The organism is Streptomyces sp. NPDC051286, from assembly GCF_044455345.1.
GTDB lineage: Bacteria > Actinomycetota > Actinomycetes > Streptomycetales > Streptomycetaceae > Streptomyces.
Map to the genome: position 1 here is coordinate 16,141 of NZ_JBITER010000015.1, position 24,224 is coordinate 40,364.

At 70.5% G+C, this 24,224-nt stretch carries 25 protein-coding genes, 1 tRNA gene and 1 pseudogene; 13 read left to right on the plus strand and 14 right to left on the minus strand.

The features are described from left to right. Positions 1 to 72 precede the first annotated feature (72 nt). Positions 73 to 1,083 (minus strand): helix-turn-helix transcriptional regulator, encoded by a 1,011-nt coding sequence (locus tag ACIBB8_RS17205; RefSeq protein ID WP_398952863.1) that lies wholly within the window; start codon positions 1,081 to 1,083, stop codon positions 73 to 75. Between the two features lie 61 nt (positions 1,084 to 1,144). Here ACIBB8_RS17205 and ACIBB8_RS17210 point away from each other — a divergent pair, with 61 nt between their 5' ends. Continuing rightward, a complete protein-coding gene (locus ACIBB8_RS17210) occupies positions 1,145 to 2,698 on the plus strand; it encodes an MFS transporter (protein WP_398952865.1) in 1,554 nt (517 codons plus the stop codon). A gap of 111 nt (positions 2,699 to 2,809) precedes the next feature. Here ACIBB8_RS17210 and ACIBB8_RS17215 read toward each other — a convergent pair whose 3' ends face one another. The 3 genes from ACIBB8_RS17215 to ACIBB8_RS17225 form a co-directional block, all read right to left on the minus strand. Then, a complete protein-coding gene (locus ACIBB8_RS17215; protein WP_398952867.1) occupies positions 2,810 to 3,580 on the minus strand; it encodes a DUF6227 family protein in 771 nt (256 codons plus the stop codon). Positions 3,581 to 3,757: 177 nt separating this feature from the next. Beyond that, positions 3,758 to 4,837: a P1 family peptidase gene (locus ACIBB8_RS17220; protein WP_398952869.1), complete on the minus strand. Its 1,080-nt coding sequence runs from the start codon at positions 4,835 to 4,837 to the stop codon at positions 3,758 to 3,760. Positions 4,838 to 4,847: 10 nt separating this feature from the next. Beyond that, positions 4,848 to 5,126, minus strand: a complete 279-nt coding sequence (locus tag ACIBB8_RS17225) for a hypothetical protein (protein WP_398952871.1) — start codon at positions 5,124 to 5,126, stop codon at positions 4,848 to 4,850. Positions 5,127 to 5,162: 36 nt separating this feature from the next. Between ACIBB8_RS17225 and ACIBB8_RS17230 the strand changes: the two genes are divergently transcribed. Next, the gene (locus ACIBB8_RS17230; protein ID WP_398952872.1) at positions 5,163 to 5,591 is read left to right on the plus strand and encodes a hypothetical protein; all 429 of its coding nucleotides are present in this window, start codon (positions 5,163 to 5,165) and stop codon (positions 5,589 to 5,591) included. Between the two features lie 39 nt (positions 5,592 to 5,630). Further along, a complete protein-coding gene (locus ACIBB8_RS17235) occupies positions 5,631 to 5,858 on the plus strand; it encodes a hypothetical protein (RefSeq protein ID WP_398952874.1) in 228 nt (75 codons plus the stop codon). A gap of 28 nt (positions 5,859 to 5,886) precedes the next feature. On the opposite strand, the pseudogene ACIBB8_RS17240 reads toward ACIBB8_RS17235, so the two are convergent. The 6 genes and pseudogenes from ACIBB8_RS17240 to ACIBB8_RS17265 form a co-directional block, all read right to left on the minus strand. Next, positions 5,887 to 6,057 (minus strand): annotated as a pseudogene (locus ACIBB8_RS17240) (MscL family protein); the annotation flags it as partial. A 141-nt stretch (positions 6,058 to 6,198) separates the two neighbouring features. Next, positions 6,199 to 6,786 carry an RcpC/CpaB family pilus assembly protein gene (locus ACIBB8_RS17245; protein WP_398952876.1) on the minus strand — a complete coding sequence of 196 codons (588 nt, stop codon included), beginning with the start codon at positions 6,784 to 6,786 and terminating at the stop codon, positions 6,199 to 6,201. Positions 6,787 to 6,935: 149 nt separating this feature from the next. Next, positions 6,936 to 7,769: an S-methyl-5'-thioadenosine phosphorylase gene (locus ACIBB8_RS17250; RefSeq protein ID WP_398952878.1), complete on the minus strand. Its 834-nt coding sequence runs from the start codon at positions 7,767 to 7,769 to the stop codon at positions 6,936 to 6,938. A 145-nt stretch (positions 7,770 to 7,914) separates the two neighbouring features. Continuing rightward, positions 7,915 to 8,259, minus strand: coding sequence for an FmdB family zinc ribbon protein (locus ACIBB8_RS17255; RefSeq protein WP_398952880.1), 345 nt, complete (start codon positions 8,257 to 8,259; stop codon positions 7,915 to 7,917). Positions 8,260 to 8,325: 66 nt separating this feature from the next. Then, a complete protein-coding gene (locus tag ACIBB8_RS17260) occupies positions 8,326 to 9,609 on the minus strand; it encodes an MFS transporter (RefSeq protein WP_398952882.1) in 1,284 nt (427 codons plus the stop codon). Between the two features lie 277 nt (positions 9,610 to 9,886). Continuing rightward, complete coding sequence (locus ACIBB8_RS17265) at positions 9,887 to 11,380, minus strand: potassium/proton antiporter (RefSeq protein WP_398953096.1); 1,494 nt, start codon at positions 11,378 to 11,380, stop codon at positions 9,887 to 9,889. 243 nt (positions 11,381 to 11,623) lie between these two features. Between ACIBB8_RS17265 and ACIBB8_RS17270 the strand changes: the two genes are divergently transcribed. Beyond that, on the plus strand, positions 11,624 to 14,374 hold the full coding sequence (locus ACIBB8_RS17270; protein ID WP_398952884.1) for a penicillin acylase family protein: 2,751 nt from the start codon (positions 11,624 to 11,626) through the stop codon (positions 14,372 to 14,374). 60 nt (positions 14,375 to 14,434) lie between these two features. Here the strand turns inward: ACIBB8_RS17270 and ACIBB8_RS17275 are convergent, their stop codons facing one another. Further along, a complete protein-coding gene (locus tag ACIBB8_RS17275; RefSeq protein ID WP_398952886.1) occupies positions 14,435 to 15,028 on the minus strand; it encodes a 5-formyltetrahydrofolate cyclo-ligase in 594 nt (197 codons plus the stop codon). A 94-nt stretch (positions 15,029 to 15,122) separates the two neighbouring features. Between ACIBB8_RS17275 and galU the strand changes: the two genes are divergently transcribed. The 8 genes from galU to ACIBB8_RS17315 all read left to right on the plus strand — a co-directional run bounded on the left by galU (position 15,123) and on the right by ACIBB8_RS17315 (position 21,513). After that, complete coding sequence (gene galU, locus ACIBB8_RS17280) at positions 15,123 to 16,025, plus strand: UTP--glucose-1-phosphate uridylyltransferase GalU (RefSeq protein WP_398952888.1); 903 nt, start codon at positions 15,123 to 15,125, stop codon at positions 16,023 to 16,025. 4 nt (positions 16,026 to 16,029) lie between these two features. Then, a complete protein-coding gene (gene glp, locus ACIBB8_RS17285) occupies positions 16,030 to 17,340 on the plus strand; it encodes a gephyrin-like molybdotransferase Glp (RefSeq protein WP_398952890.1) in 1,311 nt (436 codons plus the stop codon). Positions 17,341 to 17,463: 123 nt separating this feature from the next. After that, positions 17,464 to 17,964, plus strand: a complete 501-nt coding sequence (moaC, locus tag ACIBB8_RS17290; RefSeq protein ID WP_393303988.1) for a cyclic pyranopterin monophosphate synthase MoaC — start codon at positions 17,464 to 17,466, stop codon at positions 17,962 to 17,964. Then, positions 17,961 to 18,485 (plus strand): molybdenum cofactor biosynthesis protein B, encoded by a 525-nt coding sequence (locus ACIBB8_RS17295; RefSeq protein WP_398952892.1) that lies wholly within the window; start codon positions 17,961 to 17,963, stop codon positions 18,483 to 18,485. The genes moaC and ACIBB8_RS17295 overlap by 4 nt, the downstream gene beginning before the upstream one ends. Before the next feature lie 17 nt (positions 18,486 to 18,502). After that, positions 18,503 to 19,108, plus strand: coding sequence for a GNAT family N-acetyltransferase (locus ACIBB8_RS17300; RefSeq protein ID WP_398952894.1), 606 nt, complete (start codon positions 18,503 to 18,505; stop codon positions 19,106 to 19,108). Between the two features lie 163 nt (positions 19,109 to 19,271). Next, positions 19,272 to 20,396, plus strand: coding sequence for a gephyrin-like molybdotransferase receptor GlpR (gene glpR / locus ACIBB8_RS17305; protein WP_398952896.1), 1,125 nt, complete (start codon positions 19,272 to 19,274; stop codon positions 20,394 to 20,396). 88 nt (positions 20,397 to 20,484) lie between these two features. Further along, positions 20,485 to 20,558 (plus strand) — tRNA-Ala (locus ACIBB8_RS17310). 169 nt (positions 20,559 to 20,727) lie between these two features. Continuing rightward, positions 20,728 to 21,513, plus strand: coding sequence for an SAM-dependent methyltransferase (locus tag ACIBB8_RS17315; RefSeq protein ID WP_398952898.1), 786 nt, complete (start codon positions 20,728 to 20,730; stop codon positions 21,511 to 21,513). 172 nt (positions 21,514 to 21,685) lie between these two features. Here the strand turns inward: ACIBB8_RS17315 and ACIBB8_RS17320 are convergent, their stop codons facing one another. Next, a complete protein-coding gene (locus ACIBB8_RS17320) occupies positions 21,686 to 22,171 on the minus strand; it encodes a GNAT family N-acetyltransferase (RefSeq protein WP_398952900.1) in 486 nt (161 codons plus the stop codon). A gap of 50 nt (positions 22,172 to 22,221) precedes the next feature. On the opposite strand from ACIBB8_RS17320, the gene ACIBB8_RS17325 reads away from it, so the two are divergent. Beyond that, complete coding sequence (locus ACIBB8_RS17325; protein WP_398952902.1) at positions 22,222 to 23,037, plus strand: exodeoxyribonuclease III; 816 nt, start codon at positions 22,222 to 22,224, stop codon at positions 23,035 to 23,037. A 7-nt stretch (positions 23,038 to 23,044) separates the two neighbouring features. Here ACIBB8_RS17325 and ACIBB8_RS17330 read toward each other — a convergent pair whose 3' ends face one another. Next, positions 23,045 to 23,320 (minus strand): DUF2087 domain-containing protein, encoded by a 276-nt coding sequence (locus ACIBB8_RS17330; RefSeq protein WP_398952904.1) that lies wholly within the window; start codon positions 23,318 to 23,320, stop codon positions 23,045 to 23,047. 115 nt (positions 23,321 to 23,435) lie between these two features. After that, positions 23,436 to 24,086 carry a MerR family transcriptional regulator gene (locus tag ACIBB8_RS17335; RefSeq protein ID WP_398953098.1) on the minus strand — a complete coding sequence of 217 codons (651 nt, stop codon included), beginning with the start codon at positions 24,084 to 24,086 and terminating at the stop codon, positions 23,436 to 23,438. Between the last annotated feature and the right edge of the window lie 138 nt (positions 24,087 to 24,224).

Here is a 24,224-nt window from a genome sequence, read left to right on the forward strand (position 1 = left end):
CCTCCGATATGGGTCGCTTCGTACGGACCCCCTGAGCTGAGTCCCGGCGCCCACCCCCCCTGGCGCCGGGGCTCATTCCTTTGCGCCGGGATGCGCGGGCCGCTCCGCCGGTGGCGACTCGGACGGAGCGGTCGCGCGGGTCAAACGGGCACCCAGCTCACTCAGGTGCGCCACCAGTTCCGGCGGCTCGTGAGCGGTGAACTCGCAGTCGACCAGCGCCAGCCGGAGCGCCACCCACTCCAGCGAGTCCGCCATGACCGCCCGCAGCCGGCAGCTGTGCTCGCCGGTCGGCTCCAGCGGGCGGAACACCGAGGGCAGCCGGGCGGTGACGAACTCCGCCGGGGCCGCGAAGCTCACCTCGACCGCCAGTTCCGGCTGCCGGCGCTGGATGGAGTCGGCAAGGAACTCCGCGGCGTCGCCCGTGGGCAGCTTGCGTGGGGTGAAGCGGGCCCCCGTGGCGAACGGCTCGCTCACCCGGTCGACGCGGAACGAACGCCACGCCTCGCGCCCCAGGTCGTACGCCACGAGGTACCACCGCCACCCCGTGCTCACCAGCCGGTACGGCTCGACCAGCCGCTTCGTCTCGGCGCCGTCCCCCGCCCGGTAGGCGAACCGCAGCCGCTCCTGTCCGGTGACCGCAGCCGCCATCACCGTCAGTGTCTGCGGGTCGATGGTTGCACCGTCGCCGCGGGCCAGGGGCACCGTCGCGTTCTGCAGGACCGAGACCCGATGCTGCAGCCGTGACGGCAGCACCTGTTCCAGCTTCGCCAGCGCCCGCACGGACGCCTCGTCGACCCCCTCGATGGCATGCCCGGCGCCCGCCCGCAGCCCCACCGCGATGGCCACCGCCTCCTCGTCGTCGAGCAGCAGTGGCGGCATGGCGGTGCCCGCGACGAGGCGATAGCCGCCGACCGAGCCGCGCGAGGCCTCGACGGGATAGCCGAGGTCGCGGAGCCGGTCGACGTCGCGCCGGATGGTGCGCGGGCTGACCCGGAGCCGCTCGGCGAGTTCGCTGCCCGGCCACTCACGCGGTGTCTGGAGGAGCGACAGCAGATTCAGCAGTCGTGCCGGGGTATCAGTCATGGACCCAGGATGCCTGCCCATTGGGTCATGATCTGACCTAATGGGCCTCTACCTTCGTCGTATGAATTCTTCCGAATCCCCTCTGCCGTCCACGGCGGCCGCTCCCGCGGTGTCCTCGGTCCCGTCGGACCGGCGCCGGTGGTTCGCGCTCGCCATCGTGATGACCGCGGCCTTCATGGACCTTGTCGACGTCACCATCGTCAACATCGCCATCCCGAGCATCCAGCGGGACACCGGCGCCTCGTTCAGCTCGATCCAGTGGATCACCGCCGGATACGCCCTGGCATTCGCGGCCGGTCTGATTACCGGCGGCAGGCTCGGCGACATCTACGGCCGCAAGCGGCTCTTCCTCATCGGCATCGGCGGCTTCACGCTGGCCTCGGCGCTCTGCGGCTTCGCCGCGAACCCGGAGATGCTGGTCGCCTCCCGCATTCTGCAGGGCGGCACAGCGGCGCTGATGGTCCCGCAGGTGCTGTCGATCGTGCACGCCACGTTTCCGGCGCACGAGCGCGGCAAGGTCTTCGGCCTCTTCGGCGCGGTCGTCGGTCTCGGCGCGGTCTTGGGACCGCTGCTGGGCGCGCTGCTCACCGAGTGGAACATCGCCGGTCTGGAATGGCGGCCGATCTTCCTGATCAACCTGCCGGTCGGCATCGCGGGGCTGGTCCTGGGGCGGAAGTTCATCACCGAGTCCAAGGCGCCGAAGGCGCTCCGCCTCGACCTGGTCGGTGTCGCACTGGTGACGCTGGGGCTGCTGATGCTGCTCTACCCGCTGACCCGGGGGCGTGAGCTGGGCTGGCCGCTGTGGGGGTACGCGTCGATGATCGGCAGCGCGCTGGTGTTCCTGGTCCTGGTGCTGTTCGAGCGGAGGAAGGCGCGCAAGGACGGTTCGCCGCTCGTCGAACTCTCGCTGTTCCGGGTCAAGAGCTTCGCGGCGGGCATCGCCGTCCAGCTGACCTTCGGGATCGCCCTCGGCATCTTCTTCCTGGTCTGGACGCTGTACATGCAGGTCGGCCTCGGCTGGAGCGAGCTGCGGGCCGGCACGACCGGCATCCCGTTCTCGATCGCCGTCTCGTTCGCCGCCGGGATCTCCGTACAGAAGCTGGTGCCCCGGTTCGGCCGCAAGGTACTGCAGGCGGGCGCGCTGCTGATGGTCGCCGGGGTGCTGCTCTACATCTGGGAGTCCGACCGGTACGGCATGTCCATCGCGCCCTGGCAGATGGCCCTGCCGCTGGTGGTCATGGGGATCGGGATGGGGCTGATCGTGGCCCCGCTGACGGACGCGGTGCTGTCCGAGGTGCCGAAGGAGCACTCGGGGTCGGCGTCCGGGCTGATCAACACCGTGCAGCAGATGGGCAACGCGCTGGGGCTCGGCCTGGTCTCGGTCGTCTTCTTCGGGTCGATCAGCGACCGGCTGGCGCCGGACGCGGTGGGTCCGGCGTTCGCCGAGGCGTTCCAGCACTCGCTCTGGTGGGTGGCCGGGGTACTCGCGGTGATCTTCCTGGTGATGTTCGCGCTGCCCGCGCGGCCGCGCCAGCACGTGGAGGGCGGCGAGGACGTCCAGGTCGCCGACGGTGTGCCGGGCGAGGTGGCCAAGGAGCCCGTGCTGACGTCCTGAGGGTGTCTGCCCCCACGCAAAGGTGCCCGCACCCACTCGGGGGCGCGGGCACCTTTGCGTGCGGCTCGGCGGCAGCCGCCCTCGGCCATCGGGCGACGGGCGGCGCAGCGGTCAGCAGATACGCGTACGGCTCTCCATCGCCTTGCGCGCCGTCTTCTCGTCCCCGTACACCTCGCACATGTGGCGACCGTCCGGCGTCGCCGTGTGCTCGACCTCCCAGAGACTCGTTTCACTGCCGTCGAGAAGCAGGAACGCGTGCTCGTACAGCGTGAATCCGGCGTCCCGCCCGTCGACCCGGCACTGCCTGCCGAAGATCTGGGTGATGTGGTGGGCGAACGCGGCCCGCAGGAGGCGCGCGGTCTCCTCGCCCGGAACGTCGCTGTTCTCCGCGCGGCGCAGGACCCGGCGGGCGTGGTCCGCGGAGTTGTCCGGCGCGTACATCCGGGGCAGCGGGGCCGATGGAGTGGCCATCAGGACCGTCAGTATCTCCAGGTCGGCCTGCGAGCCGTCCTCTCCGAACGCGGGTACGTCGGAGAAATTGCCGGACAGCCGGGCGGAAGCGAGATGGACGTCCGCCTCGTCGTCGTACAACTCGTGGCGCTGGAAAACGGGCTGCCTCCGCGACCGAGGGTCCGCCGCGTCCCCGGCGGTGCTGTGGACCAGCTCCCACAAGGTGAGCGCGGAGCCGTCGGCCAGCAGGTAGGTGTGCCGGTAGGTTTCGCGATGCAGCACGGAACTGTGGTGCGAGGAGTGCAGGGAGCTGCTGTGGGCCAGCGCGGTCCCGAGTTGCTCGACCGTGCAGTCGGGCAGGTCGAAAGAGTTGAGTGCCCGTCGTAGGAGTCGGTCGAGATGCTGCTCGGTTGTCTCGTACGGATCGCTCAAGGTGCTGTCTCCAGGCCGTCGCCGCGTGTTACTTGATGCGTGCTTAACGTAGTCCCTGGGTCCGACATCGTGACCGGGGTTCCTGAAAACGTATGACGCGTGCGGAAGGTTCCTGGCGTTTCGTCCGAACTTCCTTCTGCGGATGGCGAGTCGGTGGGCTCCCGGCTGCGGCGGGCGTCAGCGGGCGCCGTAGAGATCGTTGTACGAGGGGTGGACGCCCGCGCCCGGGCGGAGGCCGACGCCCTCCGCCGCCCGTACGGCCTTCACTACGGCGCGGGTCAGGGTGTCCGCGCCCGCTGCCAGGAGCTCGTTCAGAGCGATCGGGTTCTTCTGCGGCAGCGGGCGCTCGCCCGTGGCCAGCGCGAAGACCGTGTCCCCGTCGGTCAGCAGATGTACGGGCCGCACGGCGCGAGCCAGCCCGTCGTGCGCCGTGCCCGCGAGCTTCTGTGCCTGCGCCCGGGTGAGATCCGCGTCGGTGGCGACGACGGCGAGCGTGGTGTTGAGCGTGGGGAGCGCGTTCGCCTCCCGTGCTTCGGCCAGGCGGCGCACGGCGGTTTCGTGGACCTCCGCCGCGGGGTGCACGGGCGGCTCCGCGGCGCCGTACTCCCCATACAGCACCCCGGTCACCGGATCGACCACGGAGCCCGCCGCATTCACCACGACCAGCACGCCGACCGTGATTCCGGACGGCAGTCGCACGCTCGCCGTGCCCACTCCGCCCTTGAGCTGACCGGCGACCGCGCCCGTACCCGCACCGACCCCGCCCTCGGCGACCGGGGCCCCCGGCTCCGTACCGGCTGCGGCCTCCACGGCGGCGCGGCCGGTCGAGGCGTCCGGGCGGGCCCGCCAGTCGCCGCCCCGCCCCAGATCGAAGATGCACGCGGCCGGGACCACCGGCACCACCTGCGACGGATCGGGGCCGACCCGCACACCCCGCCCCTGCTCCTCCAGCCAGGCCATCACGCCGGACGCCGAGTCCAGGCCGTAGGCGCTGCCACCGGTCAGGACGACGGCGTCGATCCGCTGCACCAGATTGCGCGGGTCGAGTGCGTCCGTCTCCCGGGTGCCGGGGCCACCGCCGCGTACGTCGACAGCCGCGACGGCGCCGCCCTCGGGGGCGAGGACGACAGTGGTGCCGCTCAGTGCGCCGTCGCCCGGCACCTGCGCATGACCGACGCGCAGCCCGGCGACATCGGTCAGTGCGTCCACCACCCCTGCCGCCGGTGACAGCGGAATCTGTGCATCCTGTCCGGTCATCCCGTGCTCCTCACATCCGGTTCGGCGGAACCGCGGCGGCCGGTGCGCCCGGTGCCGGGCGCCGTGACAGCGGCACCCCGACGGCCACCGTCGCGGCCGTCACCAAACCGGCCGCGAGGACCGCCCACTCTCTGCTGAACGTACAGCCAAGGATGGCCACCGCGGCCAGGGGGAGGGGCAGTTGCTCCGCGAGGTCGCGCTTGAAGTGGCGGGCGTGGACCAGCCACACCGTCAGCAGACAGACCGCGGCGGGGACCGTCACGGCGGCCGAGGCGGCCGTCGTCGGCACATGCGCGTTGCCGATGAGCTCCTCTCAAGCTCGTGGATGCTCACGAGAAATAGCAGCAGTGCATGGGGACGGCCTGCCGCACGCGAGGGGACGCTGCCGGCGCCCCAACTCCTCGTCGGACGCAGCCCCGACCGCATTCCCGAACTGCCAGGCGCCCAGCGACGCGGTCCGGCCGCCTACGGCGACGCCTCGGACATGCGCACGGCGCTCGAGGGCGCGTCGACCCTCATCCTGGTCTCCGGACACCGCACGGGGCGCCGACTGGAGGAACACGCCACCGTGGTCGAGGCTCACCCACGAGGACATCGCCGACGTGATCACGGCCGTCGCCCTCGACGAGGGGCCCCGCTCCGAGCACGACGGCGTGAGGGCAACACCGCAACGGCCCGGCGGGGCGCGGGCTTCCTCTGCCTGTGCTTCGCGGTCGTCCTCGGGCTCCGGATGCTCGCCCCGAAGGGTCGCTGACAGCTGCCGCACCCGGGAGAGCCGCCGTACCCTGGACACATGAGCACCGCCCCCGCCTCCGGACCGCGCGATTCGAAACCGACACAGCCGGCACACCCCGTACAACCGGAACAGAGGAAGCCCAAGCCGGCTCTGATCTTCGACGATCCACTGGACCAGCAGTCCACGGACGATACGGACCGAGGGTGGGGTGAGCGGGCCCCGGTCGGCGACGGCTCCGCCGACCTTGCGCGCTTCCTCGACGAGAAGCCGCCCCACCACGTCTGAGCTGCTCGTCGTGCCCGCACCCCGGTTCCCTGGTGCCGCACGCGCCCACGAGCGGGATGATGACGCCCCTGACGATCGCGGTCGCGATGCCGGTGAATGCGGCCCCGATGGCGACCGCGGTCGCCACGCCGATCACATGGCCGCGCAGCAGGAAGGCCTTGAAGCCCTCCGCCGGGCCGGCCTTCTTCTTCTCGCTCACGAGTGAGGCTTCCGCCACGTGTGCCGTAGGCGGAGCGAACCGTTCCGCAACCTGGGGCAGTACGAGGCAGAACCACCCGATCCATGCCTTCGGTCCGGTTGCTTGACGGCGCATCAGTGCGCAGCGCGCGGTGGGTCGGGTTCAGCACAGGGTCACCGCCAGCCGGCCCGAGATCCCCGCGCCCGCCAGCGACGCGGCCGTGCTCCGTGGCACGGACAGCACGACGAGCGCGCCGCCCGCCGCAGGACCTTCCGCGGGATCCTCGGCCCAGCCCTCGGCCGGCGCCCGCGGGACCGCCGCCACTCGGGCCCCCTTCGCCACCACCCTGGCATCGGCCCCGGCGCCCCCGGCCGCGATCACATCGACGCGGTCGCCGGGGCGCAGCAGCCGGACAGTTGCCGCATCCGCGATCCGGACGGGTGCCGACACCAGCGGAACCGGCCGTCGCTTCACTCCCGGCCCGGCACCTGCCGCGCCACCGGCACCGCCTGGCGCCTCACCGCCGCCCAGTCCCGCGGCGGCCAGAGCCGCGGCCGTCAGTGCCAGCCCGGCCGCCATTGCGCGACGCTGCCGCCCCATCGCACGCCGCAGCCGGCGCCCCCCGCCCCCGCGCACCCGTAACGGCGCGAACGAGGGCACCCCGCAAGGCACGGGCGCCGACACCGGCGGCCCCGGGACGGACGGACGTACATGGGACGAGGAAGAGGTCGCAGAAGCGGGCGGGAACATGGCCAACACCACCAGTCGTGAGGAGCGCGGAGTCCGGACGAACGCCGACACCCCTCACCCTCCGCCTTCCGCGAGATTCCCGCTGAGCCCTGTGGACAGCCCCCACGATGTGGACAACTCCGTCACCCGCTCGTCACCGGGGCACCCCTCTACGGCAGTTCGAGCCCCGTCTCGATCCCGTCCAGCGCCTTCGCACAGGGACAGTGACGATCCTCCTCCGCAGGCAGCGCGGTCACCGCGTCGAAGAGCACCGACCGCAGCCGGTCCACGTTGGCGGCGAACACCTTCAGCACCTCCCCGTGGGAGACGCCCTCGCCTGCCTCGGCACCCGCGTCCAGGTCCGTCACCAGCGTCATCGTCGTGTAGCAGAGCCCCAGTTCGCGGGCGAGCACGGCCTCGGGATGCCCGGTCATCCCGACCACGGACCAGCCCATCGCCGCGTGCCAGCGCGATTCGGCCCGGGTCGAGAAGCGCGGCCCCTCGACGACGACGAGCGTGCCGCCGTCCACCGGCTCCCAGCCCCTGCCGCGGGCCGACGCCAGCGCGACCTTGCGCCCCTCGGGGCAGTACGGGTCGGCGAAGCCCAGGTGCACCACGTTCGGCGCCACCCCGTCCGCCCGGGTCTCCCCGTCGTAATACGTCTGCGTACGGGCCTTGGTGCGGTCCACCATCTGGTCCGGTACGAGCAGCGTCCCCGGTCCGTACTCCGGGCGCAGCCCGCCGACCGCGCACGGGCCGAGCACCTGACGTACGCCGACGGACCGCAGCGCCCACAGGTTGGCGCGGTAGTTGATGCGGTGCGGCGGCACATGGTGGCCGCGTCCGTGGCGGGGGAGGAAGGCGACCCGGCGGCCGCCGATCTCGCCGAGGAACAGGGAATCGCTCGGCTGTCCGTACGGGGTGTCCACGCGAACCTCGGTGACGTCCTCCAGAAAGGAGTACAAGCCCGAGCCGCCGATGACACCGATCTCTGCGTTCACCATGCGGTCACACTAGTGCCCCTCCCGGCAGGCTTTGCCCCGTCGCAGACACTGCCGGTCACGGCACCAGCGGGGCCGTACATGCCCAGGGCCCCGCCGATCGGATCGGCAGGGCCCTCGGATGAAGTGTGAAGCTGCGTACCCCGGCTCAGGCGGCCGACGTACCGCTCGACGACGACGCGGAGGACGACGACGAGGAAGAGGAGGAAGCGGTGGACGACGACGCGGACGACTTCGAGTCCGACCCCGTCGAAGAAGACGAAGCGGAACCGGATGCCTTCGCGGACGAAGACGACGGCGTGCTGCTCGACGACGATCCGCGGCTGTCGTTCCGGTAGAAACCGGAACCCTTGAAGACAATGCCGACCGCCGAGAACACCTTCTTCAGGCGTCCCTCGCAGCTCGGGCACACGGTCAGGGCATCATCGGTGAACTTCTGCACCGCCTCGAGGCCCTCGCCGCACTGGGTGCACTGGTACTGATAGGTCGGCACTTGATCCTCCTGGCACTCTGACTCAATGAGTGCTAACGACGCTCCATACTGACGTATTCCGTTGGATCAGTCCACCGTGACCGGCTCTCGGTGACCGATACCACGTGCCACGGTCCGCCCCGATGCCCTCGGTGCCAGCCGCGAACGCAGGGTCACCAGCGTCGCCAGGGCCAGCAGGGTCCCCACCAGCGGCACCACGAAGCCGGTGCTCGCGCCGTGGGCGTCCGCGAGCCGTCCCGCGACCGTCACCGCAGCCGCCTGGCCGAGCGCGATCGAGCCCGTCAGCCAGGTGAACGCCTCGGTCCGCGAGGACGCCGGAACCAGCGTCTCGACCAGCGTGTATCCGCTGATCAGCGCGGGTGCGATGGAGAGCCCGACGAGCAGTCCGAGCCCGGCCAGCAGTGGCACGGAGTGCACCGCCCACAGCCCCGAAGCGGTCAGGGTCAGCGCTGTGTACCCGGCGATCAGCCTGCGCCGCGGTCCGGTCTTCCAGGCGATGGCGCCGCAGGCGATCCCGGCCAGCATGTTGCCGGCCGCGAAGATCCCGTACAGCAGGCCGTTCGCGCCGGGCCGGCCGATCTCCTCGGTGAACGCGGTCAGCGAGACCTGCATGCCACCGAAGACCGCGCCGATCCCGAGGAAGGCCACCGCGAGCACCCGTACGCCCGGTACGGACAGAGCGGAGACACGCTGTCCGGAGGCGCCGGCCGCGGCGGCGCGGACCGCGGGCTGGGTGCGGTGCTGCGCCGCGAAGAGCAGCCCGCCCAGCAGCGTCAGCGCCGCTTCCGCGATCAGCCCGGCCGCCGGGTGCACGCCGGTGCACAGCGCGGTGGCGAGGACCGGCCCGATGACGAAGGTGAACTCGTCCGTCACCGACTCGAAAGCGGCGGCGGTCGGCATCAGCGGCGAGGCCTTCCGGCCCGGGGCCGCGCCCAGCAGGGCGGCCCAGCGGGCCCGCACCATGGGCCCGATCTGGGGGACGGACGCACCCGTCGGCACGGCGGCCAGGAACAGCAGCCACAGCGGCGCGTCCGCCAGGGCGAGTGCGGTCAGTGCCGCTACGGACGCCGCGTGCACGAGGACGCCCGGCAGCAGTACGGCGCGCTGGCCGATGCGGTCGGCGAGCTTGCCGCTCTGGGGTGCGAACAGCGCCATGGAGACGCCGGTGACAGCGGCGACGGCACCCGCGCTGCCGTACGAACCGGTGGTGTGCTGCACCAGCAGGACGATGCCGATGGTCAGCATCGCGAAGGGCTGCCGTGCGGCGAAGCCCGGAAGAAGGAAGGTCCACGCACCGGGGGTGCGCAGCAACTGCCCGTAACCGGGGCGGTCGGAGACCGTGGATGCCACGGTCCATGCCTTTCTGCCGCCTGGTAGCGGTGCCCCCGCCGGTCCGCACCTTGTGGGTGCCGGTTCTGTACGGGGGGCTGCCGAGAGCTGTCCTCTTCGCGCGGAACTGCGGTAGATGCCGGGCGCTCGCTGCAGAGGCGGAGGACGCCACGACCGCCATACGGTCGCGCCAGCTCTGCATCAGGCAGAGTTGGTCGATCAGGTTTCCTTCATGCTACAGGCAGGAGCCTGCCTGCCTGCGATGGTGCGCGGGCTCCTGGTCGTGCGCTTCGGATGGTCAGTGATGGGCCCTCGCGCCGCTGCTGCGCCCGTCGGTCCCCAGCCAGCTGGCCAGCTTGCCGCCCTCGCCGACTGCCCGCAGCCGCGACTCCGCCGCGTCACGCACCGGATCGGTCGCGACGACCAGCAGTTCGTCGCCGCGCCGCAGCACCGTCGACGGCGCGGGGACGAAGCTCTTGCCTTCCCGTACGACCAGGGTGACCGCGGCGCCGGCGGGCAGTCGCAGTTCGGAGACCTCCACGCCATGCATCTTCGACTTGGCGGGGATCGCCACCGACAGCAGATGACCGCGCAGCCGTTCCAGCGGCGCCGACTCGATGCCCAGGTCAGCGGCCTCGGACGGGTCCTCGGCGATCTTCAGGGCCTTCGCCACCCAGGGCAGCGTCGGTCCCTGGATCAGGGTGTATACGACGACGAGCACGAAGACGATGTTGAAGACCCGGGTGGAGCCCTCGATCCCGGACACCATGGGAATGGTCGCCAGGATGATGGGTACGGCGCCGCGCAGCCCCGCCCATGACATGAGGGCCTTCTCCTGCCAGGACATCCGGAACGGGATCAGGGAGATGAAGACCTCCATCGGGCGCGCCACCACGGTCAGCACCAGACCCACGACGACCGCGGGCCAGAAGTCGTCGAGCAGATCGTGCGGCGTGACAAGCAGACCGAGCAGGACGAACATGCCGATCTGGGCCAGCCAGCCGAGCCCGTCGGCGAAGCCGCGGGTGGCCGGCCAGTGCGGCAGCTTGGCGTTGCCGAGGATCATCGCGGCCAGATAGACGGCGAGGAAGCCACTGCCGTGGGCCATGGCGCCCGCCGCGTAGGCGGCCACGGCGATCGCCATCACCGCGATCGGGTAGAGACCGGACGCGGGCAGGGCCACGCGCCGCAGTCCGAACGAGCCGAGCCAGCCGACGGTGATGCCGACGGCCGCGCCGATCGCCAGTTCCAGAGCGATCTCGCCGACCAGGACGTACCAGCTGTCGACCGGTCCCTTGGTCGAGAAGGCCACTACCAGGATCACCACGGGGGCGTCGTTGAAGCCGGACTCGGCCTCCAGCACGCCGGTCACGCGGGCCGGCAGCGGCACCTTGCGCAGCACGGAGAAGACGGCTGCGGCGTCCGTCGACGAGACGACCGCACCGATGATCAGCGCCTGCCGCCAGCCCAGGCCGACCAGATAGTGCGCCCCTGCCGCGGTGACGCCCACACTCACCGCGACGCCGACGGTCGACAGCATCGCGGCGGCGGGCAGCGCCGGCTTGATCTCTTTCCACTTCGTACCGAGGCCGCCCTCGGCAAGGATCACGACAAGGGCCGCATAACCAAACATTTGGGTCAGTTCGGCATTGCTGAACTTGACGTGGAAGATCCCGTCCTGCCCTATGGCGATCCCGATGCCGAGATACAGGAGCAGGCTGGGGAGCCCGCTGCGGGACGAGATGCGCACCGCCGCGACGGCGACGAGCAGCACGAGCGAGCAGACGAGCAGGAGTTCGTTGAGCGCGTGGACAGTCAGTGGCCGTTCCTTCCCTGCGTACGCCTGCCGAATCGTCTTCCGGCGGCCGGTACTTCGTTACCTTACCTAATCTTTAACGTTTTCTTGACGGCCTCGAGCGTTCGTGCGATCGCTCCTTGATTCGATGCATCCCGATACCGCGTCGGAGCCGCTTCGGCGCTGCGCCTATGGTTGCTCCTGCACTCCCAGGACCACCCTGCCCCTCGAAGGACAGCGATGCCCGCCAACACAACCGCCTCTTCCGGCTCTTCCGGCTCCGCCGGTGGGAAGACCGGCAAGAAGAAGGGGCGACGCGCCCGCCTGATCGTGATCGTCCTGGTGCTGGCGCTTGTCGCGGGTATCGGCTACGGCGCGTTCTGGTCCGTGACCACCGTGCGGGCCTCGTACCCGCAGACGAACGGCTCCATCAAGATCGACGGCCTCGACGGCAATGTCGACGTCAAGCGCGACAGCTACGGGATCCCGCAGCTCTACGCGGACTCCGACGCCGACCTGTTCCGCGCCCAGGGCTTCGTGCAGGCGCAGGACCGCTTCTGGGAGATGGACGTCCGTCGTCATATGACGGCCGGCCGGCTCTCCGAGATGTTCGGCTCCGGGCAGGTCGACACGGACGCCTTCCTGCGCACGCTGGGCTGGCGCAAGGTCGCGCAGGAGGAGTACGACACCGTCCTGTCCGCGGACACCAAGAAGAACCTCCAGGCGTACGCGGACGGGGTGAACGCCTACCTCAAGGGGCGCGACGGCAAGGACATCTCCGTCGAGTACGCCGCGCTCGGCCTCACCAACGACTACAAGCCGACCAAGTGGACCCCGGTCGACTCGGTCGCCTGGCTCAAGGCGATGGCCTGGGACCTGCGCGGCAACATGCAGGACGAGATCGACCGCTCGCTGATGACCAGCAGGCTCAGCAAGAAGCAGATCGAGGACCTGTACCCGGCGTACCCGTACGACAAGCACGCCCCGATCGTCAGCCAGGGCGCGATCTCGCCGGTCACCGGCACGTTCGACCCGAAGGCGACGCCGGCCTCCGGCGTCGGCGCGAGCACCGTGCAGGGTGCCACCGAGGGAGTGAACGCCCAGCTCGCCTCGCTCTCCGACACTCTCGACCGGATCCCCGCGCTGCTCGGCCCGAACGGCAACGGCATCGGATCCAACTCCTGGGTCGTCTCGGGCAGGTACACGACGACGAACAAGCCGCTGCTCGCCAACGACCCGCACCTGGCGCCGCAGCTGCCCTCGCTCTGGTACCAGATGGGGCTGCACTGCCGGCAGATCAAGCCGACCTGTCAGTACGACACCGCCGGGTACACCTTCTCCGGCATGCCGGGCGTGATAATCGGTCACAACCAGGACATCGCCTGGGGGTTCACCAACCTCGGCGCCGACGTCACCGACCTCTTCCTGGAGAAGGTCTCCGGCGACGGCTACCAGTACGACGGCAAGGTGAAGCCGTTCGTCACCCGTGAGGAGACCATCAAGGTCGCGGGCGGTGCGAGCCGGCACATCACCGTGCGCGAGACCAACAACGGCCCCCTGATTTCCGACCGCAGCAGCGAGCTGAAGAAGGTCGGCCAGAAGGCCCCGGTCACCAATTCCGCGCCGGACCGCGCCAACGGTTACGCGGTCGCCCTGAAGTGGACCGCACTGGAACCCGGCAAGTCCATGGACGCCGTCTTCGAGCTCAACCGCGCCAAGGACTTCACCACCTTCCGCGCGGCTGCCAAGCACTTCGAGGTTCCCTCGCAGAACCTGATCTACGCCGACACCAAGGGGCATATCGGCTATCAGGCGCCAGGAAAGATTCCGATTCGCGCCAATGGATACGATGGGTCGGTTCCGGCGCCTGGTTGGGACCCGAGGTCTCAGTGGAAGGGGTACATCCCATTCCGTGAGCTGCCGTACGAGGAGGACCCCGAACGGGGCTACATCGTCACCGCCAACCAGCCCGTCATCGACGAGAAGTACCCCCACCTGCTCACCAAGGACTGGGGCTACGGCACCCGCAGCCAGCGGATCAACGACCTCATCGCGTCGAAGATCAAGGGCGGCGAGAAGATCTCGACCGAAGACATGCAGAAGATGCAGATGGACAACACCAGCGAGATCGCCGCGCTGCTGGTGCCCGAACTGATGAAGATCAAGGTCTCCGACAAGAGCGTGCGCGAGGCGCAGAAGCTCCTGGAGGGCTGGGACTACACCCAGGAGCCCGACTCGGCGGCCGCCGCGTACTTCAACGCGGTCTGGCGCAACATCCTGAAGCTGGCCTTCGGCGACAAGCTGCCCAAGGAGATGCGGGTCAAGGGAGAATGCCTCACCGTGCTCCCGGCCGACAGCACGGGCCCGGTCGACGAGCAGGACAAGCCGGTACGCGAATGCGGTCAGCGCGACGCGGACTCGGCGCAGCCGGACGGCGGCGACCGCTGGTACCAGGTGGTCGCCAACCTCATGGACGACGAGAACAACGACTGGTGGAAGGCGCCGAAGAACCGCAGGGACAAGGCGACCGACAACCGTGACGAGCTCTTCGCCCGCGCCATGAAGGACGCCCGCTGGGAGCTGACCGCCAAGCTCGGCAAGGACATCTCCACCTGGAGCTGGGGCCGGCTGCACCAGCTGACCCTGAAGAACCAGACCCTCGGTACCGAAGGCCCCGATCTGCTCCAGCGGGCCCTCAACCGCGGCCCGTGGAATCTGGGCGGCGGCGAGGCCGCGGTCAACGCCAGCGGCTGGAACGCGGCGGGCGGCTACGAGGCCATCTGGGTTCCGTCGATGCGCATGGTCGTCAACGTGGGGGACTGGGACAAGTCCCGCTGGATCAACCTCACCGGCGCGTCCGGTCACGCGTTCAGCGCGCACTACACCGATCAGACCGACAAGTGGGCCAACGGAGATCTGCTCGACTGGTCCTTCGGGACGAACGCCGTGGCCAAGTCGACGAAGGACACACTGACGCTCAAGCCGTCGTAGGGCGGCGGCCCCGGCACCGCGGGGTCCGGGCCGGCAGGCCCGGCGCGGTGCCGACCGCGCTCAGTCGGTGAAGCGCCGCGTTCCGGCCGGCGTCACCACGGCGTCCACGGGGTGGTCGTGCGGTTCCACGGGAACCGTCGCGACCACCTCGTTGTCGTAGAGCAGGACGATCAGGGCGGGATGCGCCCCCGCGGCCGCGAGCCGGGCCAGCACCCGGTCGTACGAACCGCCGCCCCGGCCGAGCCGCATCCCGCGTCCGTCCACCGCGAGCCCCGGCAGCAGGACTGCGTCCGCGTCGAGGACGGCGTCGGGTCCGAGCCGTGGACCGTCCGGCTCCAGCAGCCCGCGGCCCGCCGGGCAGAGGCGGCCGACACCTTCGTACGGCGCCCAGTCCAGATCGTTGTCCGGGAGGAGCACCGGCAGCAGTACCTGGACGCCCCGCGCGCGCAGCGCGTCCAGCAGCGCGCGGGTTCCCGGTTCACTCCCGACCGAGACATAGGCGGCGACGGTACGGGCCCCGGCCAGCTCGGTGAGACCGACTGCGCCGCGGGACAGAGCCATCGCGGCATTTTCGACTTCTTCGCTGGTCAGGAGGGCTCGCGAGGCGAGTAGTTGACGCCTGAGCGAGGCCTTTCCGGACATCTCGGTGTTCAACGTGCACCTACATATCTCTCGTATGCGCATATAGAAGTACAAAGTTAACCGGAGGCTCATCTGCCACCCATGCCCACCGGTTATGGTTGCGCGCATGACTCAGTTGCACCCCAGGATCAGCAAGGCTGTCATTCCGGCCGCGGGACTCGGTACCCGCTTCCTGCCGGCCACCAAAGCCACTCCCAAAGAGATGCTGCCTGTGGTCGACAAGCCCGCGATCCAGTACGTCGTCGAGGAGGCGGTGGCGGCCGGTCTCTCCGACGTACTCATGATCACAGGCCGTAACAAGCGTCCGCTCGAGGACCACTTCGACCGCAACTACGAGCTGGAGTCGGCGCTCACCCGGAAGGGAGACGCCGACCGGCTCCAGAAGGTCCAGGAGTCGAGCGACCTCGCCACCATGCACTACGTCCGCCAGGGCGACCCGCGCGGCCTCGGCCACGCCGTGCTGTGCGCCGCACCGCACGTCGGCGACCAGCCGTTCGCCGTTCTCCTCGGCGACGACCTGATCGATCCGCGGGACCCGCTGCTCGCCCGCATGGTCGAGATCCAGGAGCGCGAGGGCGGCAGCGTCGTCGCGCTGATGGAGGTCGAGCCGGAGCAGATCCATCTGTACGGCTGCGCGGCCATCGACACCACCGTCGAGGGCGATGTCGTCAGGGTCACCGGCCTGGTCGAGAAGCCCGAAGCGGCCGATGCGCCCAGCAATCTCGCGATCATCGGGCGCTACGTCCTCGACCCCGCCATCTTCGACATACTGCGCAAAACCGAGCCGGGCCGCGGGGGCGAGATCCAGCTCACCGACGCGCTGCAGCTGCTCGCCGCGGACGAGAAGATCGGCGGCCCGGTGCACGGTGTCGTCTTCAAGGGACGCCGCTATGACACCGGCGACCGGAGCGACTATCTGCGTGCCATTGTCAGACTCGCGTGCGAACGTGAAGACTTGGGACCGGATTTCCGGGCCTGGCTCCGCAGTTATGTCGCCGAGGAGATGTAGCACTTTGAGCAGCACGATCTGGTCGGTGGACGAGCACCTGGAAGACATTCTCGGCGCCGTGCGGCCGCTTGAACCCATCGAGCTGCAACTGCCCGAGGCCCAGGGCTGTGTCCTCGTCGAGGACGTCATGGTGGGGGTCGCCCTGCCGCCCTTCGACAACAGCTCGATGGACGGGTACGCGGTCCGGATCGCCGATGTCGAGGGCGCCAGCGAGGAGTTCCCCGCGGTGCTCACGGTCATCGGTGACATCGCGGCGGGCAGCGACGGGCTCTCCGGCGACCGGACCGTGGGACCGGGCGAGGCCGTACGCATCATGACCGGCGCACCGCTGCCGGCCGGTGCCGAGGCCGTCGTCCCGGTCGAGTGGACCGACGGCGGTACGGGCGGCGGCCCCGCGGACACCATGCGCGCCCACAGCCACGCCCCGCAGGACGCGGGCGGCGAGGTCCGTGTCCACCGCCCGGTCGAGGCCCGCGCCCATGTCCGGGCCCGCGGCAGCGATGTGCGGCCCGGCGATCTGGCGCTGCGGGCCGGTTCGGTGATCGGGCCGCCGCAGATCGGCCTGCTCGCCGCGATCGGCCGCTCCACCGTGAAGGTGCGTCCGCGGCCGCGGGTCGTCGTCATCTCCACCGGCAGCGAACTCGTGCAGCCCGGTGAGGAGCTGACCCGTGGCCGGATCTACGACTCGAACAGCTTCGCGCTGACCGCCGCCGCGCGCGACGCCGGAGCGATCGCCTACCGGGTCGGAGCCGTCACGGACGACGCCGATTCACTCCGCGCCACGATCGAGGACCAACTGATCCGCGCGGACATCGTCGTCACCACGGGCGGGGTCAGTGTCGGTGCGTACGACGTGGTCAAGGAAGCACTGTCCTCCGTCGGCGACGAGGACGAGCCGGGCAGCGGCATCGACTTCCGCAAGCTCGCCATGCAGCCGGGCAAGCCGCAGGGCTTCGGATCGATCGGCCCGGACCACACACCGCTGCTGGCGCTGCCGGGCAATCCCGTCTCCGCGTACGTGTCGTTCGAGCTGTTCGTGCGGCCCGCGATCCGCAGGCTGATGGGCCTGGAAGAGGTGACCCGCCCGACCGTCAGGGCCACGCTGAACACCGGCAAAGCACTCTCCTCGCCGCCCGGCAGGCGCCAGTTCCTGCGCGGCACGTACGACGCGGAGGCGGGCGCCGTGACCCCCGTCGGCGGCTCCGGATCGCATCTGATCGCGGCCCTCGCCCAGGCGGACGCGCTGATCGTGCTGCCCGAGGACGTCACCTCCGCGGAGCCCGGCACGGTCACCGAGGTGATCCTGCTCCGCTGAACGCCAGCCGGTGGCGGTACGGTGTCTGCCGCTGTGCCTTACCGGGGACACCCCTCGGGCCCCCGGCCGCACCCCGGTGCAGGCCGAGCGGGCAACCGGCGCCCTACCGCTAGGCGGAGTTCAGTGAGTACGCAGAACAGGCTGACGCATCTCGACGAGGCGGGCGCGGCCCGGATGGTCGACGTGTCCGAGAAGGACGTCACCGCGCGCGTCGCCCGCGCCAGCGGCCGGGTCCTCGTCTCGCCGCGCGTTGTCGAACTGCTCCGTGGCGAGGGAGTCCCCAAGGGTGACGCCCTCGCCACCGCCCGCATCGCCGGGATCATGGGTGCCAAGCGCACCCCGGAGCTGATTCCGCTCTGCCACCCGCTCGCCGTCTCCGGTGTGAAGGTCGATCTGAGCGTCGCCGACGACGCGGTGGAGATCACCGCCACGGTGAAGACGACGGACCGCACGGGCGTGGAGATGGAGGCGCTGACCGCGGTCTCGGTCGCCGCGCTCACCGTGATCGACATGATCAAGGCGGTCGACAAGAGCGCGGTCATCACGGATGTCCGGGTCGAGGCGAAGTCCGGCGGCAAGTCCGGCGACTACCGGCGCCCGGCGCCGGAGGGGTCGGACGCATGACGGCGCCCACTGGAGCGGCGCCGCCCGCCCCGTACACCGCCCTTGTCGTCACGGCGTCGAACCGCGCCTCGGCCGGTGTCTACGCCGACCGGGGCGGCCCCCTGATCGTCGAGGCGCTCACCGCGCTCGGCTTCGCCGTCGACGGGCCGCAGGTCGTCCCCGACGGCGACCCCGTCGAACAGGCCCTGCGGGCCGGGGTGGCCGCCGGGTACGACGCCATCGTCACCACCGGCGGTACGGGCATCTCACTGACTGACCGCACCCCGGACGCCACCCGCCGCGTCCTTGACCACGAGATCCCCGGCATCCCGGAGGCGATCCGCGCCGAGGGCCGTGAGAAGGTCCCCACGGCCGCGCTCTCCCGTGGCCTCGCGGGTGTGGCGGGCGGCACCCTCATCGTGAACCTGCCCGGTTCCACCGGCGGGGTCCGGGACGGGCTTGCCGTCCTCGAACGTCTTCTGGTGCATGCCGTCGACCAGCTCCGCGGCGGCGACCACCCCCGACCCGGGAGCCCGAGCTGAACGTCCCGACCTGGCCGGTGACCCTGACGGACGGCGCCATCACCCTCCGGCCGATAAAGCTGCGGGACCAGCGCGTGTGGCGTGAGGTCAACCGGCGCAACCGCGAGTGGCTGCGCCCTTGGGAGGCCACCGTTCCACCGCCTGCGCCGGGCGGCCCGGTCGCCCGGCGCCCCACGTACCGTCAGATGATCCGCCATCTGCGTGCCGAGGCCAACGCGGGCCGGATACTGCCCTTCGCCATCGAGTACGAGGGGCGCCTGGTCGGGCAGTTGACGGTTGCCGGGATCACCTGGGGGTCGATGTGCTCGGGACACGTCGGCTACTGGGTGGACCAGGACGTGGCGGGCCGCGGTGTGATGCCGACCGCGGTCGCGCTCGCGGTCGACCACTGCTTCCGGACGGTCGGACTGCACCGCATCGAGGTGTGCATTCGGCCGGAGAACGGGCCCAGTCGGAGGGTCGTGGAGAAACTCGGATTCCGTGAGGAAGGGCTGCGTCCGCGCTATCTCCACATCGACGGTGCCTGGCGGGATCATCTGATCTTCGCGCTCACGGCGGAGGAGGTGCCCGACGGGCTGCTCCGGCGCTGGCACCAGGCACGACCGGAACGCCACGCGAAATAAAATAAGTGTTCGAAATTGATCGATGTGCGGTCGCTGACGAACGTGCAAACGCCGACTTCCGGTCTGAACAATCACAAAAAAAGTCCGCGATATCAGCCGGATCGTGCGACACACCGGGCCAATTGGCGGATGCCTCCGTGCAAACCCCTCTACGGTGTGAGACGTGAGCAGCAGCGGCCTCATCTACGCAGTCATCGTCGGGGCCTGGGCCGCCTACTTGGTGCCGATGTGGCTCCGCAGGCAGGACGAGCTCAATGAAGCCCGTCCGACGGAACGCTTCAGCACCGCCATCCGGCTGCTGTCCGGACGGGCGGCCATGGAGCGCCGTTACGCCAAGGAGCTGCGGGAACGCACCGCCGAGGAGGCGGGCCCCGACGCCGACCCGGACGCGGACACGGACCGAATGGATTCCGTGGACGTCCGGGCCTTTGCCGCGCCTCCGGCGCACACCGAAGCCCGGTTGCACGACCCGGCGCGCGCACCAGAGCCGCAGGCCCAGGACAGGCCCGTACCCGCGCCCGTGTCCGGACGGCGCGCACGACCCGGCGGGACCGACGCCGAGCGCGCCCGGCGCGTCCAGCGCTCCCAGGTCCTCGCGCGCCGGCGGCGCACCACCTCGATCCTCTTCCTCGCCTTCACCCTCGGCGCAGTCGTCGCCGCTGTCGGCGGTTTCCGCTTCCTGTGGGCGCCCGCGGTGCCGGCCGTGCTGCTGAGCATGTACATCGTGCATCTGCGCGCCCAGGAACGGCGCCGGTTCGTCTTCACCATGGACCGGCGCAGGGCGGAGGTCGCGGCGCAGCGCCTGCGCGAGAACCGTCCCCGCAGGCACCAGCCCGCGACGACGGCCCCCGCCGAGTCCGACGAGGAGCCCGAAGCGCGGCACCCGGAGCCCGAGCCCGCCCCCGCGGTCTCTCCGCAGGAGGCAGGCCGCCGCGCCCTGGTCGAGCAGACGGACCACGCGGAATGGGTCGACCAGCAGCGTGAACGCGGCCGGGTCCAGGGCGACAGCTGGGAGCCGGTCCCGGTCCCGCTGCCGACGTACGTCACCGCACCGGTCGCCCCGCGCGCCACGGGTGGCGTCGAGGTCGGCAACCCGGAGACCTGGAGCGCGGCCCGCTCCAGCACGGCCGAGCCGACCCAGACGGGCGCCGCGTCCCCCGCCGCACCCCCGGTCGAACCGGCGCCACGCCAGCGCACCGGCTCGTCCCGCCGCTCCCGCGACCACGGCCGGACCCCGCTCTTCGACCAGTACGAGGACGGCGACCGGCCCCGCGCCGCCAACGAGTGAGACCCGGTCCGATACCGACCCGGCTGACCAGCAAGGGAACGGATTTCCAAGCACCCCTGTGAGGGTGCTAGAGTTTCACTCGTTGCAAGGGCCTGTGGCGCAGTCTGGTAGCGCACCTCGTTCGCATCGAGGGGGTCTGGGGTTCAAATCCCCACAGGTCCACCGCACGGTGAAGTCCCGTCCGATCGAAAGATCGGACGGGACTTCGTCGTTTCCAAGACGGCTTGATCTCCAGGGAAGTTCGGCCCATTCGATGCTTCCCCCGCGGACGTATTGCGGCAGGATTGAGGCGCAGCCCCTGCCCGCGATTCCCCGTACGGAGGAGCGTCCTGTGACGGCCGGCCCGCCCACGCCCCGGATCGACACCAGCAAACCCCACCCGGCACGCGTCTACGACTGGCTGCTGGGCGGCAAGGACAACTACCCGGTCGATCAGGCTGTGGGGGAGAAGCTGCCTCCGGAGGCGCGGGGCAACGCGGCGCGGAACCGGGCCTTCATGCATCGCGCCTCCGCCTGGCTGGCGCGGCAGGGCATCGATCAGTTCCTCGACGTGGGCACCGGCATCCCCACCTCGCCGAACCTCCATCAGATCGTCCAGGCAATCACGCCCGCCGCCCGGATCGTGTACGCGGACAACGACCCCATCGTGCTGCGCCACGCGGAAGCGCTGTTGGTCGGCAGTCCGGAAGGGGCCACCGACTACATCCACGCGGATGTGCGGAAGCCGGAGCTGATCCTCGATCACGCCCGTCGGCTGCTGGACTTCCGCAGGCCCGTCGCCCTGTCGCTGATCGCGCTGATGCACTTCCTGCCCGACGACCAGGACCCGTACGGCATCACCCGCACGCTGGTCGGCGCCCTGCCGTCGGGGAGCTATCTGGTGCTGTCGCACGGCACGGCCGACCAGCACCCGGAGCTCCGGGCCGAGACCGAGTCCGCCTACAAGAAGGGAGCCATCACGCTGCGGATGCGCAGTCGCAGCGAGGTGGAGCCGTTCTTCGACGGTATGGATCTCGTCGAGCCGGGGCTCGTGCCGGCCGCGGAGTGGTACCGGGAGGAGCCGGCGCCGGAGAACGAACGCAGCGGGTTCTATGCGGGTGTTGCCCGCGTGCGGTGAGGGAACGCACACGCCGGTCGCGGGCGGTGAGGCCCTGCACCGGCTGATCCCGCATTCCGTGCTCGTGGTCGTCGACCGTGCCGCGCATGTGCCGAACCCGGAGCAGCCGGAGCGGTGCAACGCCGCGCTGCTCGGGTTTCTCGAAGGGCGCTGGACCAGGGCAGGGCCCGGATCACGACTCCTGGAGCGGTTTGGCGAAGCAGCGGCTGCTCTCGTACGTGCGGTAGTAGCCGAACTTCTCGCAGAGGGTGTAGCCGCTGGAGGTGTACAACGCGATCGCCTCCGGCTGCTGGTCGCCGGTCTCCAGCACCATCCGGGTGCGGCCGGCCGCCCGCGCGTCCGCTTCGAGAGCGGCGAGGATCCGGCGGGCCAGACCCTGCCCTCGGCACTCCCGGATCACGAACATCCGCTTGAGTTCGGCGTCGCCGTCCAGGTAGCCCTCCTCGTTCTGGTCCTGCGCACGCCAGCCGCCGGTGGCGACCGGTGCGCCCGACTCGTCGTAGGCGAGGAGGTAGAGGCCGCGCGGAGGCCGGAACATGGACGGGGCGAGTGGTGTGACATCGCCCTCGTCCCCGTAGCGCTCCGCGTATTCGAGCTGCACCTGGTCGTTGAGTTTGACGGCGTCGGGGTGGTCGAACGAGCAGGGCTGGATATTCATGTGGAAAATGGTACAGGTATGCAATCGCTGGTTCTCGGTATTGTGCCCTGATGCTCACCGTGACCACCGTGAATGTGAACGGGCTCCGCGCCGCCGCGAAGAAGGGCTTCGTCGAGTGGCTGGCGGGGACCGAAGCCGATGTGATCTGCCTGCAGGAGGTGCGTGCCGAGCCGCACCAGCTCGCCGACGAGGTGCGCGAGCCCGACGGCTGGCACACCGTCCACGCACCGGCGGCCGCCAAGGGGCGGGCCGGGGTCTCCCTCTACACGCGCCGGGCGCCGGAACGGGTGCAGATCGGGTTCGGCGGCTTCGGGGGCACCGGGGGTGAGGAGTTCGACGACAGCGGCCGGTACGTCGAGGTCGACCTGCCGGGTGTCACGGTGGCGAGCCTGTATCTCCCGTCCGGTGATGTCGGTACGGAGCGGCAGGACGAGAAGGAGCGCTTCATGGCCGCGTTCCTGCCGTATCTGAAGGGGCTCAGGGAGCGGTCCGCGGCCGGCGGCCGTGAGGTGCTGGTGTGCGGCGACTGGAACATCGCCCACCGGGAAGCCGACCTGAAGAACTGGAAGGACAACCAGAAGCGCGCGGGCTTCCTGCCGGAGGAGCGGGCATGGCTGACCCGGGTCTTCGACGAGGCCGCGTACGTGGACGTGGTGCGGGCGCTGCACCCGGACGCGGCGGGACCGTACTCCTGGTGGTCCTACCGGGGGCGCGCCTTCGACAACGACGCGGGCTGGCGCATCGACTACCAGGTGGCGACGCCCGGTCTCGCCGGGCGCGCGAGGAAGGCATGGGTGGAGCGGGCCGCCACGCACGGTGAGCGGTGGAGCGACCACGCGCCGGTGACGGCCGTCTTCGAGCTGTAGGGGGCTGCTACCCGGCCCGCCGGTAGCTGCTGCCGTCCTTGGGGCGGGTCAGCAGGCCTGCCACGACCAGGAAGCGGCGCAGCGCCGGGTAGTCGTCGTGCACGGTGAGCAGTGCCTCGTTGACCTCGCGCTCGCTGTACGTGCGGTCCGGCTCGAACAGGGTCTGCGCCAGGTGGGCGAGCAACTGCTCCCGGCGGGCGGGCTTGCGGGGGATCGTGGTCAGCCGCCCGTGGGAGAACAGGGCGGCAACCCCGTGCGAACCGCTCGGATTGTTGTCGGACATGGGGGAAGCCTGTCGTGCGGGGGAGGGGCGGTCAACGCGGTTTCGTCGCGGGGCGGTCGGCTCCTGCGCCGCCACCGGGTGTGTACCGCTGTTCAGCGGCCCCTGACGCCCGAGGTCACGTCTCCGGCTCCTTCGGTGGCTGCGTTCCGTCGTCGCGGCGCAGCCGCCGGTCCAGGGCCATGGAGAGCTCGGCGTCCACCACCGCGCGGGCGAGCGGGCGGAGTCGGGGCAGTTCGGTCTGGGCGGTGTGGGCCTGCAGCACCTGTACGAAGAGTTCGGCGAGGGCGTCCGCGTGTTCCCGGACCCGGCGGCCCGCCGCGAGCACCGTGGAGAGCGGCACGCCCTCGCGTACCAGCTCCGCCGAGGCCTCCAGGAGGCGGCGGCTGATGTGCACGATCTGGTCGCCGTCGGTGGCGAGATAGCCCAGGTCCAGGGCGGCGGCGAGGTTTTCCGGGGTGACCTCGCCCTCGAAGTGGTCCGCGAGCTGTTCGGGCGTGAGGCGGACCGGGGTCTCCTCGGTCGGCTCGCCCAGCCCCAGCACCTCGGCGACATCGCGGCCGCTCTCGAAGGTGCGGGCCAGATCGGCGATGCCGGTGAGGGTGTGGCCGCGCTCCAGCAGCCCGGCGATGGTCCGCAGCCGGGCCAGGTGGTGGTCGTCGTACCAGGCGATGCGCCCCTCCCGGCGCGGGGGCGCGATCAGGCCGCGCTCCCGGTAGAAGCGCAGGGTCCGCACGGGGATGCCGGCCTCCTTGGCCAGCTCCTCCATGCGGTATTCGCGGTGCTCGCGTCCTTCAGCCACCACCGCACCCTATGTTGTACCGTCGGTAACTTTCCCTGGCCGGACCCCTACCCATCGGTACGGGGCTGCTCTACTCTCCCAACAATGCCAGCGATTGCTGGCAGA